Here is a 17899-nt window from a genome sequence, read left to right as displayed (position 1 = left end):
CTCATGACTGCGAAGATCAGACTGTATGTAGAGCACCCTCTGGGTCCGGGGCAATCGGTTCCTTTGACGCGCGAACAGGCACATTACCTGTTCGGGGTCATGCGCCTGTCTGTGGGCGGGCAGGTCGCCCTGTTCAACGGGCAGGATGGCGAATGGCTGGCCGAGGTTGCCGAAGCGGGCAAACGGGGTGGTGTTCTGGCCTGTGCCCGGCAGACAAAGCCATTGCAACTGCCGCCTGACCTGTGGCTGCTATTCGCGCCGATCAAAAAGGCGCGCACCGACTTTATCGTTGAAAAGGCAGCGGAAATGGGCGCGGCGCGGATCCTGCCCGTGCAGACCGAGTTCACCAATTCCGAACGCATCCGGCAGGACCGCCTGCAGGCCCATGCCGTTGAGGCCGCCGAGCAATGCGGCGGCACCTATGTGCCCGAGGTTGCCGACCTTCAACGGCTTGATCGGGTGCTGGACGCATGGTCTGACGACCGTCAGCTGATGTTCTGTGATGAGGCAGAGGTCGGGTCGGCCCTGCGTCTGGCTGCGCAGGGTAAAGACCAACCCTGGGCCATTCTGATCGGCCCCGAAGGCGGGTTCTCGGACCGCGAGCGCAAGCGGCTTTCCGGTTTGCCCTATGCGCATGTCGTCAGCCTCGGTCCCCGCATCCTGCGGGCGGATACCGCAGCGGTGGCGGCGATGACCATGTGGCAACAGGCGCTGGGGGATTGGACGTGACCTGGCGCGTTGCGCAGGACAGCGATGTACCTTTGATCGGCCAGTTCCTCTCGCAGCACATTCAGAGCTCGATGTTTCCACTCACCAACCTGCGCGACTTTGGTCTGAACGGCCTGCACCCCCGCTCGCTGAAAATTTGGCTGCTAGGCGAACCGATACGCGCAGTTTTTGCCATTACGAACGAAGGCATGATTCTGCCGCAATGCCCGGACTGCACAGACGCGGAACTGGCAGAGGTTATCAGCATGATCCGTGGTCATGTCCTGTTTGGCATAGCGGCCGAAGCCGAGCAGGCGCGCCGGATCATTCAGCTTGGCGGGTGGGAAAACCGACCTGCTACGCTCAATAATGACGAGCCGGGGTTTTCGCTGAATCTTGAGCAGCTTCTTGTGCCGAAAATAGCAGGCGCTGAAATCGTTCCGATAGGTGTTGTCGACAAATCGATCACCAAAAACTGGCGGCGCGATTATCTGGTCGAGGCGATGGACTTTGATCCTGCACGGGCTGCAAGACAAGCCAGCGAAGATTTCGAGGCTTATACAAAGCGCGATTCCCACAGGGTCCTGCTGATCGACGCTCGGCCTGTCGCCATGACCGGTTTCAACGCCCGCCTGCCCGAGATTGTGCAAATCGGCGGTGTTTATACACCGCCCGCGCTGCGCGGACGCGGCTATGCGCGCCTTGCTGTCGCCCTGCATCTGATTGAGGCACGTAACGCCGGTGTTTCCCGCGCCGTTCTGTTTGCGGCTTCCGATTCCGCCGCGTGTGCCTATATGGCAATCGGGTTCCAACCGGCGGGCCAGTTCTCGCTGATCCTGTTCACCAACCCGGAGGACACCGCATGAGTTTCATCCGACCCGAAGCCAAACTCGCCCTGTGGCGCTGGCGCGAAGTGCTGGTTGGCGGGGCTGTCCTGCTCGTGGGCCTCAGCTGGATCAGCGGGCCCGGAGGTTTGCTGGGCTGGTTGGGTTGGGTACTGGTGGTGGTCGCGCTGGCTCTGGCTGTGATCGGGGTGCAGCGTGCACGGTTCCGAACCGGCGCAGGCGGTCCCGGGTTGGTGACCGTAGACGAAGGCCAGATCACCTATCTCGGGCCGCTGGATGGCGGCATTGTCGCGACTCGTGAAATCGAAAGGCTGGCCCTCGACCCGACCTCTGATCCGGCGCATTGGGTGCTGGATCAACCGGGTCAGCCGACGCTTCACATTCCGGTGAACGCTGAAGGGGCCGAGGCGCTGTTTGACATGTTCTCGAACCTGCCGGGGCTGAAAACCGAACAAATGCTGGCCGAACTCAACGGCGGATCGCCCCATCCGGTGGTGATCTGGGAACGCACACCGTCGCGCCCTGCGCATCTGCGGTTGCATTGACACTGGCGCGGTTTGCGCTCAGGACTGACCCGCAACGCAAGACACATCAGGATCGGAGCACGGTTCATGTCCATTCCCCAGTCCGGCGGCGGGCCGATCGAACGCCATGAGCAACTGGCCGAATATCTGGAATCGGGCTGCAAGCCCAAGGCAGATTGGCGCATCGGCACCGAGCATGAGAAGTTCGGCTATTGCAAGGACACGCTGAAACCACTGCCGTTCGAAGGCACTCGGTCCATCGTCGCGGTGCTGGAAGGTCTGCGCGACCGCCACGGCTGGGGCGAGGTGCGCGAGGCCGGGCATCTGATCGGGCTTGAGAAAGACGGCGCCAATGTCAGTCTGGAACCGGGCGGCGCGCTGGAACTGTCGGGCGCTCCGCTGGAGACGATCCACGAGACCTGTGATGAGGTGAACACGCACCTGCGCGAGGTAAAGGACATCGCCGACGAGATCGGCGTTGGCTTCATCGGTCTGGGCGCGGCCCCGATCTGGACCCATCACGAGATGCCGCTGATGCCCAAAGGGCGTTATCGGCTGATGAACGACTATATGGAAAAAGTCGGTACCATGGGACGCGCCATGATGCGGCGGACCTGCACGGTTCAGGTCAATATCGACTTCGGGTCCGAGGCCGACATGGTGCAGAAACTGCGCGTGGCGCTGGCCTTGCAGCCCGTCGCGACGGCGCTATTCGCCAATTCGCCCTTCTTCGAGGGGCAGGTCAACGGCCAGAAAAGCTGGCGCAGCCATATCTGGCGGCATCTGGACGACGCACGCACCGGCATGCTGCCCTTCGTGTTCGAAGAAGGCTTCGGGTTCGAGCGTTACGTGCAATATGCGCTCGATGTGCCGATGTATTTCGTCTATCGCGACGGGCAATATATCAACGCGCTGGGCATGTCTTTCCGTGACTTCCTGCAGGGTAAACTGCCCGCGCTGCCGGGTGAAACGCCCACCCTGTCCGACTGGGCCGACCACCTGACCACCGCCTTCCCCGAAGCGCGGATCAAGAAATTCATGGAAATGCGCGGCGCCGATGGCGGCCCGTGGCGTCGTTTGTGCGCGCTGCCGGCGTTCTGGGTCGGCCTGACCTACGATCAGGGCGCGCTGGATGCGGCCTGGGATCTGGTCAAGGGCTGGGATGCCGAGACCCGCGAGGAACTGCGGGTGCAGGCCGCCGTCAAGGGCCTGCAGGCGCAGGTTGGCGACATCAACATGCACGATCTGGCGCGCGAGGTGGTCAACATCGCCGATGCCGGTCTGAAAGCCCGCGCCTATCCCGGTGCAGGCGGTCTGGTCCCGGATGAGACGCATTTCCTCAACGCGTTGAAAGACAGTATCGACAGCGGCAAGGTGCCCGCAGATGAGCTGTTGGAGCATTATCACGGCGATTGGAACGGCGATCTGACGCGGATTTACCCCGAATACAGCTATTGATCCGCACCCAGCCGCTTGCATTCACGCGGCTGGGCCGATAGCAGGTTCCGGACCAAATTCAGAGGGCGTCATGGACGATCTTAAGGCAAAATATCTGGGCCAAATCGCCGATGCGGGCGACGAAAACGCGCTTGAGGCGATCCGCGTCGCCGCCGTGGGCAAAAAAGGCGAAGTGGCGCTGAAGATGCGCGAGCTGGGCAAGATGACCCCTGAGGAACGCCAGATTGTAGGCCCCGCGCTGAACGCCCTGAAGGATGAGATCAACTCGGCGCTGTCGGCCAAAAAGGCCGCGCTGGCCGATGCCGCGCTGGATGAGCGTCTGCGCACCGAATGGCTGGACGTCACCCTGCCGACCCGCGCGCGCCGTCAGGGCTCGATCCACCCGGTCAGTCAGGCGACCGAGGAGCTGACCGCGATTTTTGCCGAACTTGGTTTCTCGGTGGCCGAAGGGCCGCGGATCGAAACCGACTGGCACAATTTCGACGCCCTGAACATCCCCGGCCACCACCCTGCGCGGGCCGAGATGGACACGTTCTACATGCACCGCGCCGAGGGTGACAACCGCCCGCCGCATGTGCTGCGCACCCATACCTCGCCCGTCCAGATCCGCTCGATGGAGCTGCAGGGCGCGCCGATCCGCGTGATCTGCCCGGGCGGTGTCTACCGCGCCGATTATGACCAGACCCACACGCCGATGTTCCATCAGGTCGAGGGGCTGGCCATCGACAAAGACATCTCGATGGCGAACCTGAAATGGGTTCTGGAAGAGTTTGTGAAGGCGTTCTTCGAGGTCGACGACGTCGAACTGCGCTTCCGCGCCTCGCATTTCCCCTTCACCGAGCCGTCGGCCGAGGTCGATATCCGCTGTTCGTGGGATAACGGTCAGCTGAAGATCGGCGAAGGCGACGACTGGATGGAGATTCTGGGCTCAGGCATGGTCCACCCCAAGGTGATCGCCGCTGGTGGGATTGATCCGGAGGTCTATCAAGGCTTTGCCTTCGGCATCGGGATCGACCGTCTGGCGATGCTGAAATACGGCATTCCGGATTTGCGGGCGTTCTTTGACAGCGATCTGCGTTGGCTGCGCCACTACGGGTTCGCGGCGCTGGATATGCCGAACCTGCATGGTGGTTTGTCTCGGTGAGCGAAGTTGAAGTGATCACGGCGTGCGAAAATGTTTGCGGTGATTTCTTCTGGATTGCTCCATTAGCCTCAGTTTTAGCCGACTTTGGTACGTTCGCCGTTGGTTTCGGCGTGATTGCTGGTTTTTATCAACTTAAACTTTGGAAAACAGCGGCGAAATCGCGTTCCCGGGCGGAGGCGGCTGAATTTTGTTTAACCGCAGTGTTGAATGCTGATGAGGCTCTAAAGTTAATACGGCAACCATTCGGAAAAATTCCGAAAGAAGCCACTGAAAATCGAACAGAATACTATCTGTTTAGGAAGCGACGTATTTTCGACAGAGAAGAGACCTTTGCTGCTCTCCGTAAGGCGGAAGTCCGGCAAGAGGTTTTGATTGGGGATTCTACGGTTTCCAAAGCGATTGATGAATTGTTCCGTATTCGCAATGAAATTGTCTGGGCAATAGACAAACTGATCCAGTCTGAGCACGTTGACACGCCGGAAGCACGAGAATTGAGAGTAGAATGTGAACGCTGCTTGAACGGTTCCTATAGCGATCAGGACGCTCTGGGGATGAAGCAAACTCGTGCAATTGATGCGATCAAAGAAGTGCTATTACCCATAGCTAGATACGACAAGCATTGAATTAATTGGCTGAGAATTAGAATTTAGGCACCCGTGGGGTTGGCGATGCCAAGCCTTGTCACATTCTCCCACGGGGTTGTGACGTGACAGCGGACACTGGGCGGGTAGGCTCCGACGCATGATTTACCGACTGCTCTGCCTTTTCTTGCTGATCGCCACCCAAGCCGCTGCGGTGGATACTTGCCACGGCGATACCGCCTGTCAGGTCGGTGACCGCTCGTACCATGTGCTGGAACCGGACGGGTGGGACGGGGTAACGCCGCTGCCGGTGCTGTTGCATTTCCATGGATGGGCGCGGCAGGGGACTGTGGTTGTCGATCATGAACGCATCGCAGGTGCCACGAAGCTGCGCGGCGTGTTGCTGGTGGCCCCCAACGGGCTGGGCAAAAGCTGGGATTTCTGGACTTCGGACACCGGGGATGTGCCTTTTGCAGACCGGGTATTGGAGGACGTCGCCAGGCGCTATCCGATTGATCCGGAGCGCATCTATGTCTCGGGCTATTCTTTCGGCGGCGCGATGGCGTGGCGCTATGCCTGCCAGTCGGGCAATGATATCGCCGCCCTGCTGGGTGTGGCCGGGACCATCCGCCAGACCGAGGATTGCCCGCAGGCCCCGCGCGAGGTGCGCCATGTGCATGGCCTGAGTGATACGGTGATGGATTTCCCTTATGGCGCGAATGGCGATACCACTTATCCGGTGGCTCTGTGGCGGCAGAAATACGGCTGCGAAACCGCCACCCCGCGCGGCGACTGGAGCGTTGTGCCGATCCTGACGCTCAGCCGTGTGGAATGGACCGATTGTGCGCGCGGGCGGGTCACGCTGGACACGCATCCCGGTGGCCATTTCATCCCCCATGGCTGGATCGGGCGGCAGTTGGACGAGCTTTTGGGCCGCACCCCGACTTATCCATGACGCGCAGCGCTTGCACCCCGGCGCATTCTTTGCCATTGCCTGTGCCGACTGGATGTTTGCCAAAAAAGGCCCCGAGCAATGAAATTCACTCTGTCCTGGCTGAAAGACCACCTCGACACCGACGCTTCGGTTGATGAAATCGCCGAGGCGCTGACCGATCTTGGCCTCGAGGTTGAAGAGATCGTCAACCCGGCGGACCGGCTGGCGGGCTTTACGCTGGGTCATGTGAAACATGCCGAAAAGCACCCCGACGCCGACAAGCTGCGCGTCTGCACGGTTGAAACGGACGAGGGCGATCTGCAGATCATCTGCGGCGCGCCTAATGCGCGCGAAGGCATTACCGTCGTGGTCTGCAAACCGGGCATGTATATCCCCGGCCTGGATATCACCATCAGCGTCGGCAAGATCCGCGGCGTCGAGAGCTTTGGCATGATGGCGTCCGAGCGTGAACTGGAGCTGTCGGACGAGCATGACGGTATCATTGAGCTGCCCTCGGGCGCGGTCGGTGACAGGTTCGTGGACTGGCTGGCCGAGAACGACCCTTCCAAGGTTGACCCGATGATCGAGATCGCGATCACGCCGAACCGCCCGGATGCGCTGGGCGTTGAAGGGATCGCGCGTGATCTGGCGGCGCGTGGCATCGGCACGTTGAAACAGCGTGACTATGTGCCGGTGCCGGGTGATTTCGAGTGCCCGATCAAGGTAGCCATTGACGAGGATACGCTGGACGGTGCGCCGCATTTCACCGGGCGTCTGATCCGGGGCGTGAAGAACGGCCCCAGCCCGCAATGGCTGCAGGATCAGTTGAAGGCAATCGGGCTGCGGCCCATTTCGGCGCTGGTGGATATCACCAACTACATGACCTTCGACCACAACCGCCCGCTGCACGTGTTCGATGCGGACAAGGTGCAGGGCAACCTGCGGGTGCACCGCGCCAAGGGTGGTGAGACGCTGGTGGCGCTGGACGAAAAGGAATACACCCTGCAGCCCGGTATGATGGTGATTTCGGACGATAAAGGTCCGGAATCCATCGCTGGCGTCATGGGCGGCGAGGAAACCGGTTGTACCGAGGACACGGTGAATGTGTTCCTCGAAAGCGCGTTTTGGGATCACGTGCAGATCGCTTTGACCGGGCGTGCGCTGAAGATCAACTCGGACGCGCGGTATCGGTTTGAGCGCGGGGTCGACCCGGAATACACCCGCGAGGGGCTGGAACACGCGACGCAGATGATCCTGGATATCTGCGGTGGTGAGGCGTCGAATGTGGTTGAGGCGGGCAAGGCGCCGAACCATGCGCGGGCCTACAGACTGGATGCGGAACGTGTGAAGTCTCTGGTCGGGATGGACATTCCCGAAAGCGATCAGCGTCAGACTTTGACCCGTCTGGGCTTCCGTCTCGAGGGTGAAATGGCCCATGTCCCCAGCTGGCGCCCGGATGTCATGGGCGAGGCCGATCTGGTGGAAGAGGTGGCGCGGATTGCCTCGCTGACCAAGCTACAGGGCAAACCTCTGCCGCGTGTCACCGATGGTATCCCCAAGCCGGTGATGACTCCGACGCAGCGCCGCCAGTCGATGGCGCGCCGGACCTGCGCGGCGCTCGGGTATAATGAGTGCGTGTCGTATACCTTCATCGATCAGGCCTCGGCGGCGTTGTTCGGCGGTGGCGACGAAGCGACCCAGCTGGAAAACCCGATCTCGTCCGAGATGAGCCATATGCGCCCCGATCTGCTGCCTGGCCTGTTGCAGGCGGCAGCGCGCAATCAGGCGCGGGGTTATGCGGATGTGGCGCTGTTTGAGGTCGGCCCCGTCTTCCATGACGGCGAACCCGGCGATCAGAAAACCCAGATTACCGGCCTGCTGGTCGGTCGCAATGGTCCCAAGGACGTACATGGCGCGTCGCGGCCGGTGGATGTGTATGACGCCAAGGCAGATGTCGAGGCGGTTCTGGCCGCGATTGGCGCGCCTGCGAAGGTGCAAATCCTGCGAGACGGGGATGTCTGGTGGCATCCGGGTCGTCACGGCAAGATCTGTCTGGGTCCGAAAAAGGTGCTGGGTGTGTTCGGTGAACTGCACCCGCGCATCCTGCAGGCGATGGACATCAAAGGCCCGGCAATGGCGTTCACCATATGGCCGGACGAGGTACCTCTGCCCCGTAAATCCGGCGCTACCCGCGCCGCTTTGGAACTGCGTGATCTGCAAGCGGTCGAGCGTGATTTTGCCTTTGTCGTCGATGCGGATGTCGAGGCGCTGACGCTGGTCAATGCCGCAGCCGGTGCCGACAAGGCGCTGATCGAAGATGTGCGTGTCTTTGACGAATTCATCGGTGGCAGTCTGGGCGAGGGCAAGAAATCGCTGGCCATCACCGTGCGCTTGCAGCCGACGGATGCGACGCTGAAGGAGCAAGACATCGAAGCGGTGTCCGAGAAGATCATTGCCAAAGTGACGAAGGCCACGGGCGGAACGCTCAGGGGGTAGCCCTGAGCCGCCCGTTGCGGAAAAGCTCTGCAAACGCCCGGTTTGCGGATCACGTCTTTTTGATGCTTGAGCGCTAAGCCTTTGGTTCCGTTGTTGTTATACCGGCCTCTGGCTTTTGTTGCCCGAGGATTCATGGTTACCACGACGTTTACTGTTTACCGCGTTGGCGAAGACTTGTCCGGACCAATCGCGACCGGCAATACCTTTGAATATATTAAGGGCAACGGCATCGATAACATCACCGTCACTGACGATGATGATTTCATCAACGACGTGGCCCCGAATACCGAGATTGGCGATCTGGTCAGCCTTGACTCGGCAGATACCGACCTGGGCATCACCCGCGATTTTGTAGGGGTGAACCATTATTTCGAGGTGACCGGCAGCGACGGCAGCTCGTTTCGCCTGTATGCCGCTCATGCTTTCGACACGGCGTTCGAAGGCAGCACCGGCATCAACCGTGATGATGTCGGATTTTTCTCGGACGGTCAGTTGACCCCCGGCGTGACCTATACGGTTGGGCCGTTGGTCCGAACTTCGAGCGATGGCACGCAGGAACATGTGGATCTGGTCATTCAGCTGTGTTTTGCTAAAGGCACCCGGATTGCTCTGCCGGACGGATTGACGCGACCGGTCGAAGAGCTGACACCCGGTGATCTTTTACAGACCCGGGATAAGGGGCCGCAGAAACTCGTCTGGATCGGTCGTGACACGCGGTCGAAGGCGGATTTTGGGCGGCAACCAAATCTGCGCCCGGTACGGATCAGCGCGGGCGCGCTTGGCGATGGGCTGCCGCACCGTGATCTGGTGGTGTCGCGGCAGCACCGCATTCTGGTTTCATCCGATCTGGCGGAACAGATGTTCGGTGCCCGTGATGTACTGATTGCAGCCAAGGATCTGCTGGAGGTGCCGGGTGTCTTTCTGGATGAAACGATCGAGGAAATCGAGTACTTTCACTTGCTGATGGAACACCATGAGGTGCTATATGCCGAAGGTTGCCTCTCCGAAAGCTTCTATCCCGGCCCCGTAGCGGTTCGGGCGCTGTCGGATGTGCAGATACGCGAAATCCAGCAAGCGCTGCCCGTGATCCTGCGCGAAGATCATGTCCCCGCCGCCGCCGCGCTGATCCCCGCAAAAGGGTCCGAGCGGTGCAAGCTGGTTCGCAGGATGCTGAAACAGGGATTGACGCTGGTGTCGCAGGAAGCACAATGCGCCCAACGGGCCTGAGGCCTTTTATCTGAACAAATGTGAGAACCATGCTGAACGTATACCTTTCCGGAGAAATCCACACGGACTGGCGTGAACAGATCATCGATGGCGCGCGGGATCTGGATATCCGGTTCAACAGCCCGGTCACTGATCATGGTGCCAGCGACGATTGCGGAGTTGCCATCCTGGGAAGCGAGCCGAACAAGTACTGGCATGACCACAAGGGCGCGATGGTCAATGCGATCCGCACTCGCAAAGGCATTGCCGACGCGGACGTGGTCGTCGTGCGGTTCGGTGACAAGTACAAACAGTGGAACGCAGCCTTTGATGCGGGTTATGCGGCGGCGCTGGGCAAGTCGATCATCGTGCTTCATGGCCCCGACCATCAGCACGCGCTGAAAGAGGTCGATGCCGCTGCGCTGGCCGTCGCGGAAGAGCCGCGTCAGGTGGTTGAAATCCTGCGCTATGTGTTGACAGGTAGTTTGCCGGGATAAATCAGAAAACAGGGCTTGCGGTCCTGAGTGACCGCAAGCCCTGCTTCGATGGCCGCGCAATCAGTCCCGTGGCGGGGTCACCAGCCCTTTCTGCACCGCAGGCCGGTCCAGAAACCGGTCGAGGTAAGCCACCACGTTGGCATGGTCGCCCCAGCCGACAATCTGTTTGGCTTCGTAGAATTCCAGCCCGCGCAGCCAGGGTGCGATGGCCATGTCGGCGATCGAGTAGTCTCCGGCGATCCAGTCCTGCCCATCCAGTTGCGTGTTCAGGACGTTCAGCAAGCGCTTGGCCTCGTTGATGTAACGCTCGCGCGGGCGGGGGTCTTCGATCTTGCTGCCAGCGAATTTGTGGAAAAACCCCAATTGGCCGAACATCGGGCCGATCCCGCCCATCTGGAACATCAGCCATTGGGTGATGCGGTGCTTGTCGGCGGCAGACTGACCGATGAACTTCCCGGTCTTCTCAGCCAGATACAGAAGGATCGCGCCGCTTTCGAACAGGCCGATGGGTTCTCCATCCGGGCCGTTGGGATCGATGAGAGCGGGGATCTTGTTGTTGGGATTCAGTGACAGGAACTCGGGGCTTTTGACATCCGCGTCCGCCAGCGTGACCAGATGCGCCTCGTAGGGCAGGCCGGTTTCTTCCAGCATGATCGAGGCTTTCACGCCGTTTGGTGTGGGAAAGGAATACAGCTGAATGACCGTCGGGTCCTGTGGGGGCCATCTGTCTGTAATGGAATAAGATGCGAAGATGGGCATGAAACCTCCTGAAAACTGCTGTCTGGGGAAAAATAGGTGCTGTTTCCCATAAAAACATACATTTATTAGTGCAATGAGCGCACAATTACCCTGCGCCTGCGCGCGAACACAATACGCAAGCGCCTGAAAAAAACCGGAAAGAGGGAAGCATGATTCAGGAATTCAAGACCTTCATTGCCAAAGGCAATGTCATGGATATGGCTGTCGGTATCATCATCGGCGCGGCGTTTACCGCAATTGTCACGTCTCTGGTGGGTGATCTGATCAACCCGCTCATCGGCCTGTTTACCGGTGGCATCGACTTTACCAACAATTATGCCGTACTGGCCGGGGACGTGGCCGAAGGTGCCAGCCTTGAGGCGGCGCGCGAGACAGGTGCGTCGGTTTTTGCTTATGGCGCGTTCATCATGGCGGTCATCAACTTCCTGATCATCGCGTGGGTGGTGTTCCTGCTGGTGAAAATGGTCAACCGGGTCAAGGACGCAGCAGAAACCGAGGAAGAGGCAGCGGAAGAGGCGCCTGCCGGTCCCAGCGAGCTGGACATCCTGATGGAAATCCGCGACGCGCTGAAGAAGTAATCACTGCGATGAACGCAAAACTGGCCTCGCCGGACTGGCGGGGTCAAATTTTCTGAAATGACTGAGAGAAGGAAAGGCCAGGATGGATCAGACGATCGAAATGGCGAACCAGGCCATGGATATGGCAAACGGCTATATGCCGGTATTGTTGAGCGCGGGCAAGGCTCTGATCGTTCTCATTCTGGGCTGGATTCTGGCCGGAATGATCTCGGGTGTTGTGCGCCGCCGCATCAACAAGACGCCGCAGATTGACCCGACGCTGGGCAACTTTGCCGCCAGCATGATCAAATGGGCCATTCTGGCCATGGTCCTGGTCGCCGTGCTGGGTATCTTCGGGATCGAGGCCACCAGTATCGTCGCCATTCTGGGTGCCGCCTCGCTGGCCATCGGTCTGGCGCTGCAGGGCACGCTGAGCGATCTGGCGGCTGGCGTGATGCTGGTCGTGTTCAGGCCCTACAAGCTGGGCCAGTATGTGGATATCGGCGGTACGGCAGGCACCGTCAGGGATCTGAACCTGTTCACCACCGAACTGGTGACGCCGGACAACGTGCAGATCATCGTGCCAAATGGTCAGGCCTGGGGATCGATCATCACCAACTTTTCGGCCCATGATACCCGGCGCGTCGATTTGGTATTCGGCATCGACTATGGCGACAGCGCGGATGAGGCGATGCAGATCATTCTGGACGTGGCCAAGGCGGATGACCGGATCATGAGTGACCCGGAGCCCTGGGTGCGCGTGACCAATCTGGGCGACAGCTCGGTCGATTTGACGGCACGTCTTTGGTGCGCGGCTGCGGACTACTGGGATGTGAAGTTCGAGCTGACCAAAACGGTGAAAGAAGCGTTCGATGCCAAGGGCGTGTCGATCCCCTATCCCCATTCGGTCGAGATTCAGAAACAGGGCTGAGCGCTCCCGCCCGTCATACGGGCATTGGAAATGCCCTTTTCCGGTTGGCTTCATCGCAACGGTGTAAACCCCCTCGTCAGAGGGGGCTTTCAGGGGCGGGAGCCCTTACGCGTTGACGATGTCCTCGGCCGCGACAAAATCGAGACCCAGCGCAACACCGACCGCTTCATAGGTCAGCTGACCTGCGTGGACGTTCAGACCTGCCAGCAGGTGCGGGTCGTCCTGGCAGGCCTTTTTCCAGCCCTTGTCGGCCAGTGCCAGCATGAACGGCATAGTCGCGTTGCCCAGAGCGATGGTCGAGGTGCGCGCAACCGCGCCCGGCATGTTGGCCACGCAGTAATGCATGATGCCGTCGACTTCATAGATCGGGTCTGCATGGGTGGTGGCTTTCGAGGTCTCGAAACAGCCGCCCTGGTCGATGGCGACGTCCACGAGAACCGCACCGGGTTTCATGGTCGACAGCTGCGCGCGCGAGATCAGCTTGGGCGCTGCTGCGCCGGGGATCAGAACCGCGCCGATTACCATGTCGGCATCCTGAATCAGCTCGGCAGTGGCGCCTGCGGTCGAGTACTGGCTTTTGAAGGTGCCGCCAAACACGTCGTCAAGATAGCGCAGGCGTGGCAGCGAGCGGTCCAGAACGGTGACATCCGCGCCCATGCCGGCCGCGATCTTGGCCGCATGGGTGCCGACGACACCGCCGCCGATCACAATGACCTTGGCCGGACCAACACCGGGAACGCCGCCCATCAGAACACCACGACCGCCATTGGCCTTTTGCAGAGTCCACGAGCCGACCTGCGGGGCCAGACGGCCCGCAACCTCGGACATCGGCGCCAGCAGCGGCAGGCCGCCACTGCGGTCGGTCACGGTTTCATAGGCGATCGCGGTGCAGCCCGAGGCCAGCAGGTCATGGGTCTGATCCGGATCGGGGGCCAGGTGCAGATAGGTGAACAGCAGCTGGCCTTCGCGCAGCATCTTGCGCTCACCCGCCTGTGGTTCCTTGACCTTGACGATCATGTCGGCGGTGGCGAACACCTCTTCTGCGGTGTCGACGATGCTGGCACCTGCCGCTACATAGGCGTCATTGTCAAAGCCCGCGCCCAGACCGGCGCCGGATTGGATGATCACCTCGTGACCACGCGCCACCGCTTCGCCAGCGGCGTTCGGCGTCATGCCGACGCGAAATTCCTGAGGTTTGATTTCCGTGGGGCATCCGATTTTCATGTGAGGTCTCCTCCGTTCACAATTTGCACAAATTATGGGCAAACCGCAGTGCAATTTTTGTGAAACCCCACTTGCCAAACGAGAAATATGTGGGAGATTATCCTAACTTCTTTCAGTTTTATGCAATGGATGTGCGCAGATGACATTGGACGCGACCGATCGAAAGATTCTGGCGGCGCTACAGCGCAAAGGACGCATGTCCAATGCGGATCTGTCGGAACAGGCAAACCTTTCGCCTTCGGCCTGCCACCGGCGGGTGCAGCGGCTTGAGGCGGACGGCTACATCAAGGACTATGTCGCATTGCTGGATGCGCGCAAACTGAACGTGCCGACAACCGTCTTCGTCGAGATCACCCTTCAGGGACAGGCCGAGGAGGTTCTGGAGGCTTTCGAGAAAGCCGTTGCGCGCATACCGGATGTTCTGGAATGCCATCTCATGGCAGGCACGGCGGATTACATCCTGAAAGTGGTCGCCGAAAACACCGAGGATTTTGCCCGCATTCACCGGCAGTATCTGTCCCGTCTGCCGGGCGTGGCGCAGATGCAAAGCTCGTTCGCGCTGCGGACCGTGTTCAAGACGACGGCATTGCCGGTCTGATGGCTCAGGCCGGGCCGGGATAGGTAAACAGCAGCAGGTGCGCCATGTTGAAACCGAAATGCATCAGCACCGGCACCCATAGACGCCCGGTCGCGAAATAGCCCAAACCACAGGCAAACCCGAGAAGGGCGGCGAAGGCTACCAGCATTACGCCACCCGCGGCATGGGCGAGGCCGAACAGCAGACTGCTCGCCACAATGCCTGCCACGGGTCCGAGCCATGCGGCGATGACGGATTGTAGATAACCGCGAAAAAACGCTTCTTCGGTCAGGCAGGTCATAAACAGATTGGACAGTGCGAATACCAGCCACCACTCGGGCAGGCCGGGTTCGGGATCAACGGCTCCGGACACTACAGCCACGGCCAGCAATATGGGCAACAGCACCAGCCCGGCCAGAAGCGGCGCGATTTTGACGGCATGCCTGGCGTGCAGCATGGCGGGCCAGACCAGCGCCACCGCGAAAAAGATCATCGGTTTGTCCAGATTGACATACATCGAGAACGGGCGACTCAGGGGGCCTGACTGCACCTGATCGAGTACCAGCGGGTTGTGCACCCCGGGCAATACATGAAGGGCCAGAGCGATGCTCCACCCGATAAGGGCAAGATGGCCCGCCCAAAGCAGAGCGCCCTTCAGGCGGTACATCTGAGAGGCCCCGAGCAAGCCCGCAAGGATCATCAGCGCAGCGCCCCAGCTCAGCAGCCCCTGTGTCAGAGCCACTGTGCCAAATATCGCAAGCAGAGTGATCGCGATCTTGTGCCTGCCGCTTAGCAGGCTGATCTGGGCCGCAATCAACACCAGCCAGGGCCATAGCACGGGCAACAGGATTACAGCATGGCTCATGGCGTTCTCCGATTACGATGGCCATTGATGCGAATACCCGGACAGGAAAGACAAGTGCCGAATTTCCGGGCATCGCAGCGCCAGATCCGGCATCCGTTCGCGTTGCGGCAATTCAAACGCTTGTAACCTGTGAGAGACCGCGCCAAAATCCGGGTTCCGGAGACCTCGCACGCTGTCGCACGTTTATTCAACAGTTGCAGCAGACGGTGACATCCGCCGGTTACACAGCCCAGATATTGTCCGGTCCCGGTGAATTGTAAGGAGCAGACCTTGGCCTATGAAAATGACCGCGCCCCCAAAGACTGGCTGGAAGCCGAGCTGGAAGACTCGCTGGACGAGGATATCGAGATCGAATTCAGCGAACCCATGCTGTCGATGGAAGTCCGCAAGATCTATAAGGACCAGCATCCCGATATGCTGGACCGCCAGGTGTATTTCCGCAACCTTCTGCGCCTGCAGGCCGAACTGATCAAGGTGCAGGACTGGGTTGTGCATACCGGGGCGAAGGTCTGCATCCTGTTCGAAGGTCGCGACAGCGCGGGCAAGGGGGGGGTGATCAAACGGATCACGCAACGCCTGAATCCACGTGTGGCGCGCGTCGTGGCTTTGCCCGCGCCCAGCCGCCGGGAACAAAGTCAGTGGTATTTTCAACGGTATGTGCCGCACCTGCCAGCGGCGGGCGAGATCGTGTTCTTTGACCGGTCGTGGTACAACCGCGCCGGTGTCGAGCGGGTGATGGGGTTTGCCAACGAAGATCAGGTCGAACAGTTCTTTCAGGACGTTCCCGAATTCGAGCGCATGTTGGTGCGGTCCGGGATCATCCTGTTGAAATACTGGTTCTCTATCACGGATGAAGAGCAGCAATTGCGATTCCTGATGCGCATCCACGATCCGATGAAACAGTGGAAACTGTCACCGATGGACCTGGAATCCCGCATCCGTTGGGAGGCCTATACCAAGGCCAAGGAAGACATGTTCTTCCGCACCAATATCTCAGAAGCGCCATGGTATATTGTCGAAGGCAACGACAAGAAACGCGAACGCCTGAACTGTATCGAGCATCTGCTGACCAAAATTCCGTATGATGACGTTCCGCAGGAAAAAGTAACGCTGCCTGACCGGCGCTATAACCCGGAATATGAACGGCGCATCCTGCCTGACGATCTTTACGTACCGAAAATCTACTAACAAAAACAGGGCGCTTCAAGCAAAGCGCCCTGTTTTGATTCTGTCAGGCATTGACGAGGTCAGAAGATGAAGTCGCCTCGATCCAGATCCGACAGTGATGTGTCCTCAACGACCAGATAGTTGCCCAGCCCATCGCCGATCACGACGTCGTTTCCGGATTCGAATATGTGATTGTTTGTAAGGTCCCTGAAGCTGGAGATCGCATCAGTCTTACGCAGATCAATCAAATCCGAGCCACCGAAATCGGTGATGCGATCCGTTCCTGTGTTGAAAACAAACTGATCCGCGCTGTTGCCGCCAGTCAGAACATCATTCCCGGATCCGCCCGACAATCTGTCCCGGCCATCACCACCATTCAGGGTGTCGTCGCCATCTTGGCCCCACAACTTGTCATGTCCAGAAGACCCCGACAGCGTATCCGCATCATTGCCGCCTTTAATCCGATCGTCGTGCCTGCCTCCGTAGATCACGTCCTGGCCATCATTTCCGTAGAGCTCGTCTTCGCCGTCGCCACCGTACAGCCGGTCGTTGCCAGCGCCACCTTTGATATTGTCGTGCCCTGAGTTTCCGGACGCTCTGTCATCCCCTTGCCCGGAACGGAGTTTATCATTGCCAGCTTTGCCCGTCAGCGTGTCGTTGCCTTCTGAGCCGTGCAGTTGGTCTACTTTTGAGGAGCCCGTAAGGATATCGTCCCCATCCAGCCCAACGAGCTTACCTGCGACTCCTTTTCGCAAAACCAGCCAGTCATCACCATCAGTTCCAGTTCTGTCTCCTGAGACAATGATTTCAACCGGATCGTCGCTGGCGGGTGGCTCGGAAGGACTCGGTGGCGGGGGCGTGTCGCCGCCGCTTCCGCCGCCTGAATCGCCCGTATCCAATTGAAGCGGTGCGGACGTGCGGGCGAAATTCTGTGTCACGATGATGGCGTCCCAGCCGTCAAAGTTTCCTGTTTCGATACCGATACCGATGACTGTCACATCCGGATTCAGGATGTTGGCGCGATGGCCGGGGCTGTTCATCAGAGAATCGTGAAGGTTCTGTACATCATCTGACAAGCCAGGCTCGCCCCGTATGCTTTGCCAGGCAATGTTTTCGGCCCAGGTCCAGCTACCGCTGAACTGAAAACCCGCATCGCGCATGCGGTCCCCCGCGCTGGATCCTCCGGCGCCCGTATGGCTGAAATTGTCGGTTCGCAGCATCCAATCGCTATGATCTTCAGCCGATTCGTTGAGCCGGAGCTCCAGTTGCACAGGATTTAGGCCGCGCGAAGTGCGCTCGGCATTGATCAGGGCAAGCATCTGGCGCTCTAGGTCGCTCGCAATGGACATGAGTGGGTCTCCGGTAGGGTGGTGCTAAGTTGCAGCGACCTTAGTGGCGAAAATTTGGCGACAGAAAGTCACAATTT

General features: G+C 59.7%; 18 protein-coding genes. 14 read left to right on the top strand and 4 right to left on the bottom strand.

Annotated elements, in window-relative coordinates; genetic code table 11:
- Positions 1-3 precede the first annotated feature (3 nt).
- The 10 genes from ACR3E4_RS06705 to ACR3E4_RS06660 all read left to right on the top strand — a co-directional run bounded on the left by ACR3E4_RS06705 (position 4) and on the right by ACR3E4_RS06660 (position 10393).
- Positions 4-729: a 16S rRNA (uracil(1498)-N(3))-methyltransferase gene (locus ACR3E4_RS06705; protein ID WP_480533436.1), complete on the top strand. Its 726-nt coding sequence runs from the start codon at positions 4-6 to the stop codon at positions 727-729.
- Positions 726-1574 carry a GNAT family N-acetyltransferase gene (locus ACR3E4_RS06700; protein WP_480533434.1) on the top strand — a complete coding sequence of 283 codons (849 nt, stop codon included), beginning with the start codon at positions 726-728 and terminating at the stop codon, positions 1572-1574. Before ACR3E4_RS06705 ends, ACR3E4_RS06700 begins: the two co-directional genes overlap by 4 nt.
- Positions 1571-2098, top strand: a complete 528-nt coding sequence (locus ACR3E4_RS06695) for a hypothetical protein (RefSeq protein ID WP_480533432.1) — start codon at positions 1571-1573, stop codon at positions 2096-2098. The genes ACR3E4_RS06700 and ACR3E4_RS06695 overlap by 4 nt, the downstream gene beginning before the upstream one ends.
- Positions 2099-2164: 66 nt before the next feature.
- Positions 2165-3535: a glutamate--cysteine ligase gene (locus ACR3E4_RS06690; RefSeq protein WP_480533430.1), complete on the top strand. Its 1371-nt coding sequence runs from the start codon at positions 2165-2167 to the stop codon at positions 3533-3535.
- 70 nt (positions 3536-3605) lie between these two features.
- Positions 3606-4679: a phenylalanine--tRNA ligase subunit alpha gene (gene pheS, locus ACR3E4_RS06685; RefSeq protein WP_480533428.1), complete on the top strand. Its 1074-nt coding sequence runs from the start codon at positions 3606-3608 to the stop codon at positions 4677-4679.
- Complete coding sequence (locus ACR3E4_RS06680; protein ID WP_480533426.1) at positions 4676-5302, top strand: hypothetical protein; 627 nt, start codon at positions 4676-4678, stop codon at positions 5300-5302. Before pheS ends, ACR3E4_RS06680 begins: the two co-directional genes overlap by 4 nt.
- Before the next feature lie 118 nt (positions 5303-5420).
- Complete coding sequence (locus ACR3E4_RS06675; protein WP_480533424.1) at positions 5421-6215, top strand: CE1 family esterase; 795 nt, start codon at positions 5421-5423, stop codon at positions 6213-6215.
- Between the two features lie 78 nt (positions 6216-6293).
- Positions 6294-8690 (top strand): phenylalanine--tRNA ligase subunit beta, encoded by a 2397-nt coding sequence (pheT, locus tag ACR3E4_RS06670; protein WP_480533422.1) that lies wholly within the window; start codon positions 6294-6296, stop codon positions 8688-8690.
- 132 nt (positions 8691-8822) lie between these two features.
- Positions 8823-9917, top strand: coding sequence for a Hint domain-containing protein (locus ACR3E4_RS06665; RefSeq protein ID WP_480533420.1), 1095 nt, complete (start codon positions 8823-8825; stop codon positions 9915-9917).
- A gap of 29 nt (positions 9918-9946) precedes the next feature.
- On the top strand, positions 9947-10393 hold the full coding sequence (locus tag ACR3E4_RS06660) for a YtoQ family protein (protein ID WP_480533418.1): 447 nt from the start codon (positions 9947-9949) through the stop codon (positions 10391-10393).
- A 60-nt stretch (positions 10394-10453) separates the two neighbouring features.
- Here the strand turns inward: ACR3E4_RS06660 and ACR3E4_RS06655 are convergent, their stop codons facing one another.
- Positions 10454-11152, bottom strand: coding sequence for a glutathione S-transferase family protein (locus ACR3E4_RS06655; RefSeq protein WP_480533416.1), 699 nt, complete (start codon positions 11150-11152; stop codon positions 10454-10456).
- Between the two features lie 149 nt (positions 11153-11301).
- Between ACR3E4_RS06655 and mscL the strand changes: the two genes are divergently transcribed.
- Positions 11302-11730, top strand: a complete 429-nt coding sequence (gene mscL, locus ACR3E4_RS06650) for a large conductance mechanosensitive channel protein MscL (protein WP_480533414.1) — start codon at positions 11302-11304, stop codon at positions 11728-11730.
- 115 nt (positions 11731-11845) lie between these two features.
- Positions 11846-12640, top strand: coding sequence for a mechanosensitive ion channel family protein (locus ACR3E4_RS06645; protein WP_480533774.1), 795 nt, complete (start codon positions 11846-11848; stop codon positions 12638-12640).
- A 105-nt stretch (positions 12641-12745) separates the two neighbouring features.
- On the opposite strand, the gene ald is transcribed toward ACR3E4_RS06645, so the two are convergent.
- The gene (ald, locus tag ACR3E4_RS06640; RefSeq protein WP_480533412.1) at positions 12746-13864 is read right to left on the bottom strand and encodes an alanine dehydrogenase; all 1119 of its coding nucleotides are present in this window, start codon (positions 13862-13864) and stop codon (positions 12746-12748) included.
- A 139-nt stretch (positions 13865-14003) separates the two neighbouring features.
- Here ald and ACR3E4_RS06635 point away from each other — a divergent pair, with 139 nt between their 5' ends.
- Positions 14004-14462: an Lrp/AsnC family transcriptional regulator gene (locus ACR3E4_RS06635; RefSeq protein WP_480533410.1), complete on the top strand. Its 459-nt coding sequence runs from the start codon at positions 14004-14006 to the stop codon at positions 14460-14462.
- 4 nt (positions 14463-14466) lie between these two features.
- Here the strand turns inward: ACR3E4_RS06635 and ACR3E4_RS06630 are convergent, their stop codons facing one another.
- Complete coding sequence (locus ACR3E4_RS06630) at positions 14467-15306, bottom strand: CPBP family intramembrane glutamic endopeptidase (protein ID WP_480533408.1); 840 nt, start codon at positions 15304-15306, stop codon at positions 14467-14469.
- Between the two features lie 270 nt (positions 15307-15576).
- Here ACR3E4_RS06630 and ppk2 point away from each other — a divergent pair, with 270 nt between their 5' ends.
- The gene (ppk2, locus tag ACR3E4_RS06625) at positions 15577-16494 is read left to right on the top strand and encodes a polyphosphate kinase 2 (RefSeq protein WP_480533406.1); all 918 of its coding nucleotides are present in this window, start codon (positions 15577-15579) and stop codon (positions 16492-16494) included.
- 59 nt (positions 16495-16553) lie between these two features.
- On the opposite strand, the gene ACR3E4_RS06620 is transcribed toward ppk2, so the two are convergent.
- Positions 16554-17822 carry a CAP domain-containing protein gene (locus ACR3E4_RS06620; RefSeq protein WP_480533404.1) on the bottom strand — a complete coding sequence of 423 codons (1269 nt, stop codon included), beginning with the start codon at positions 17820-17822 and terminating at the stop codon, positions 16554-16556.
- Positions 17823-17899: the final 77 nt, after the last annotated feature.

The organism is Ruegeria sp. AP11 (assembly GCF_056535865.1).
This window is presented reverse-complemented; position numbering and strand designations above follow the sequence as displayed.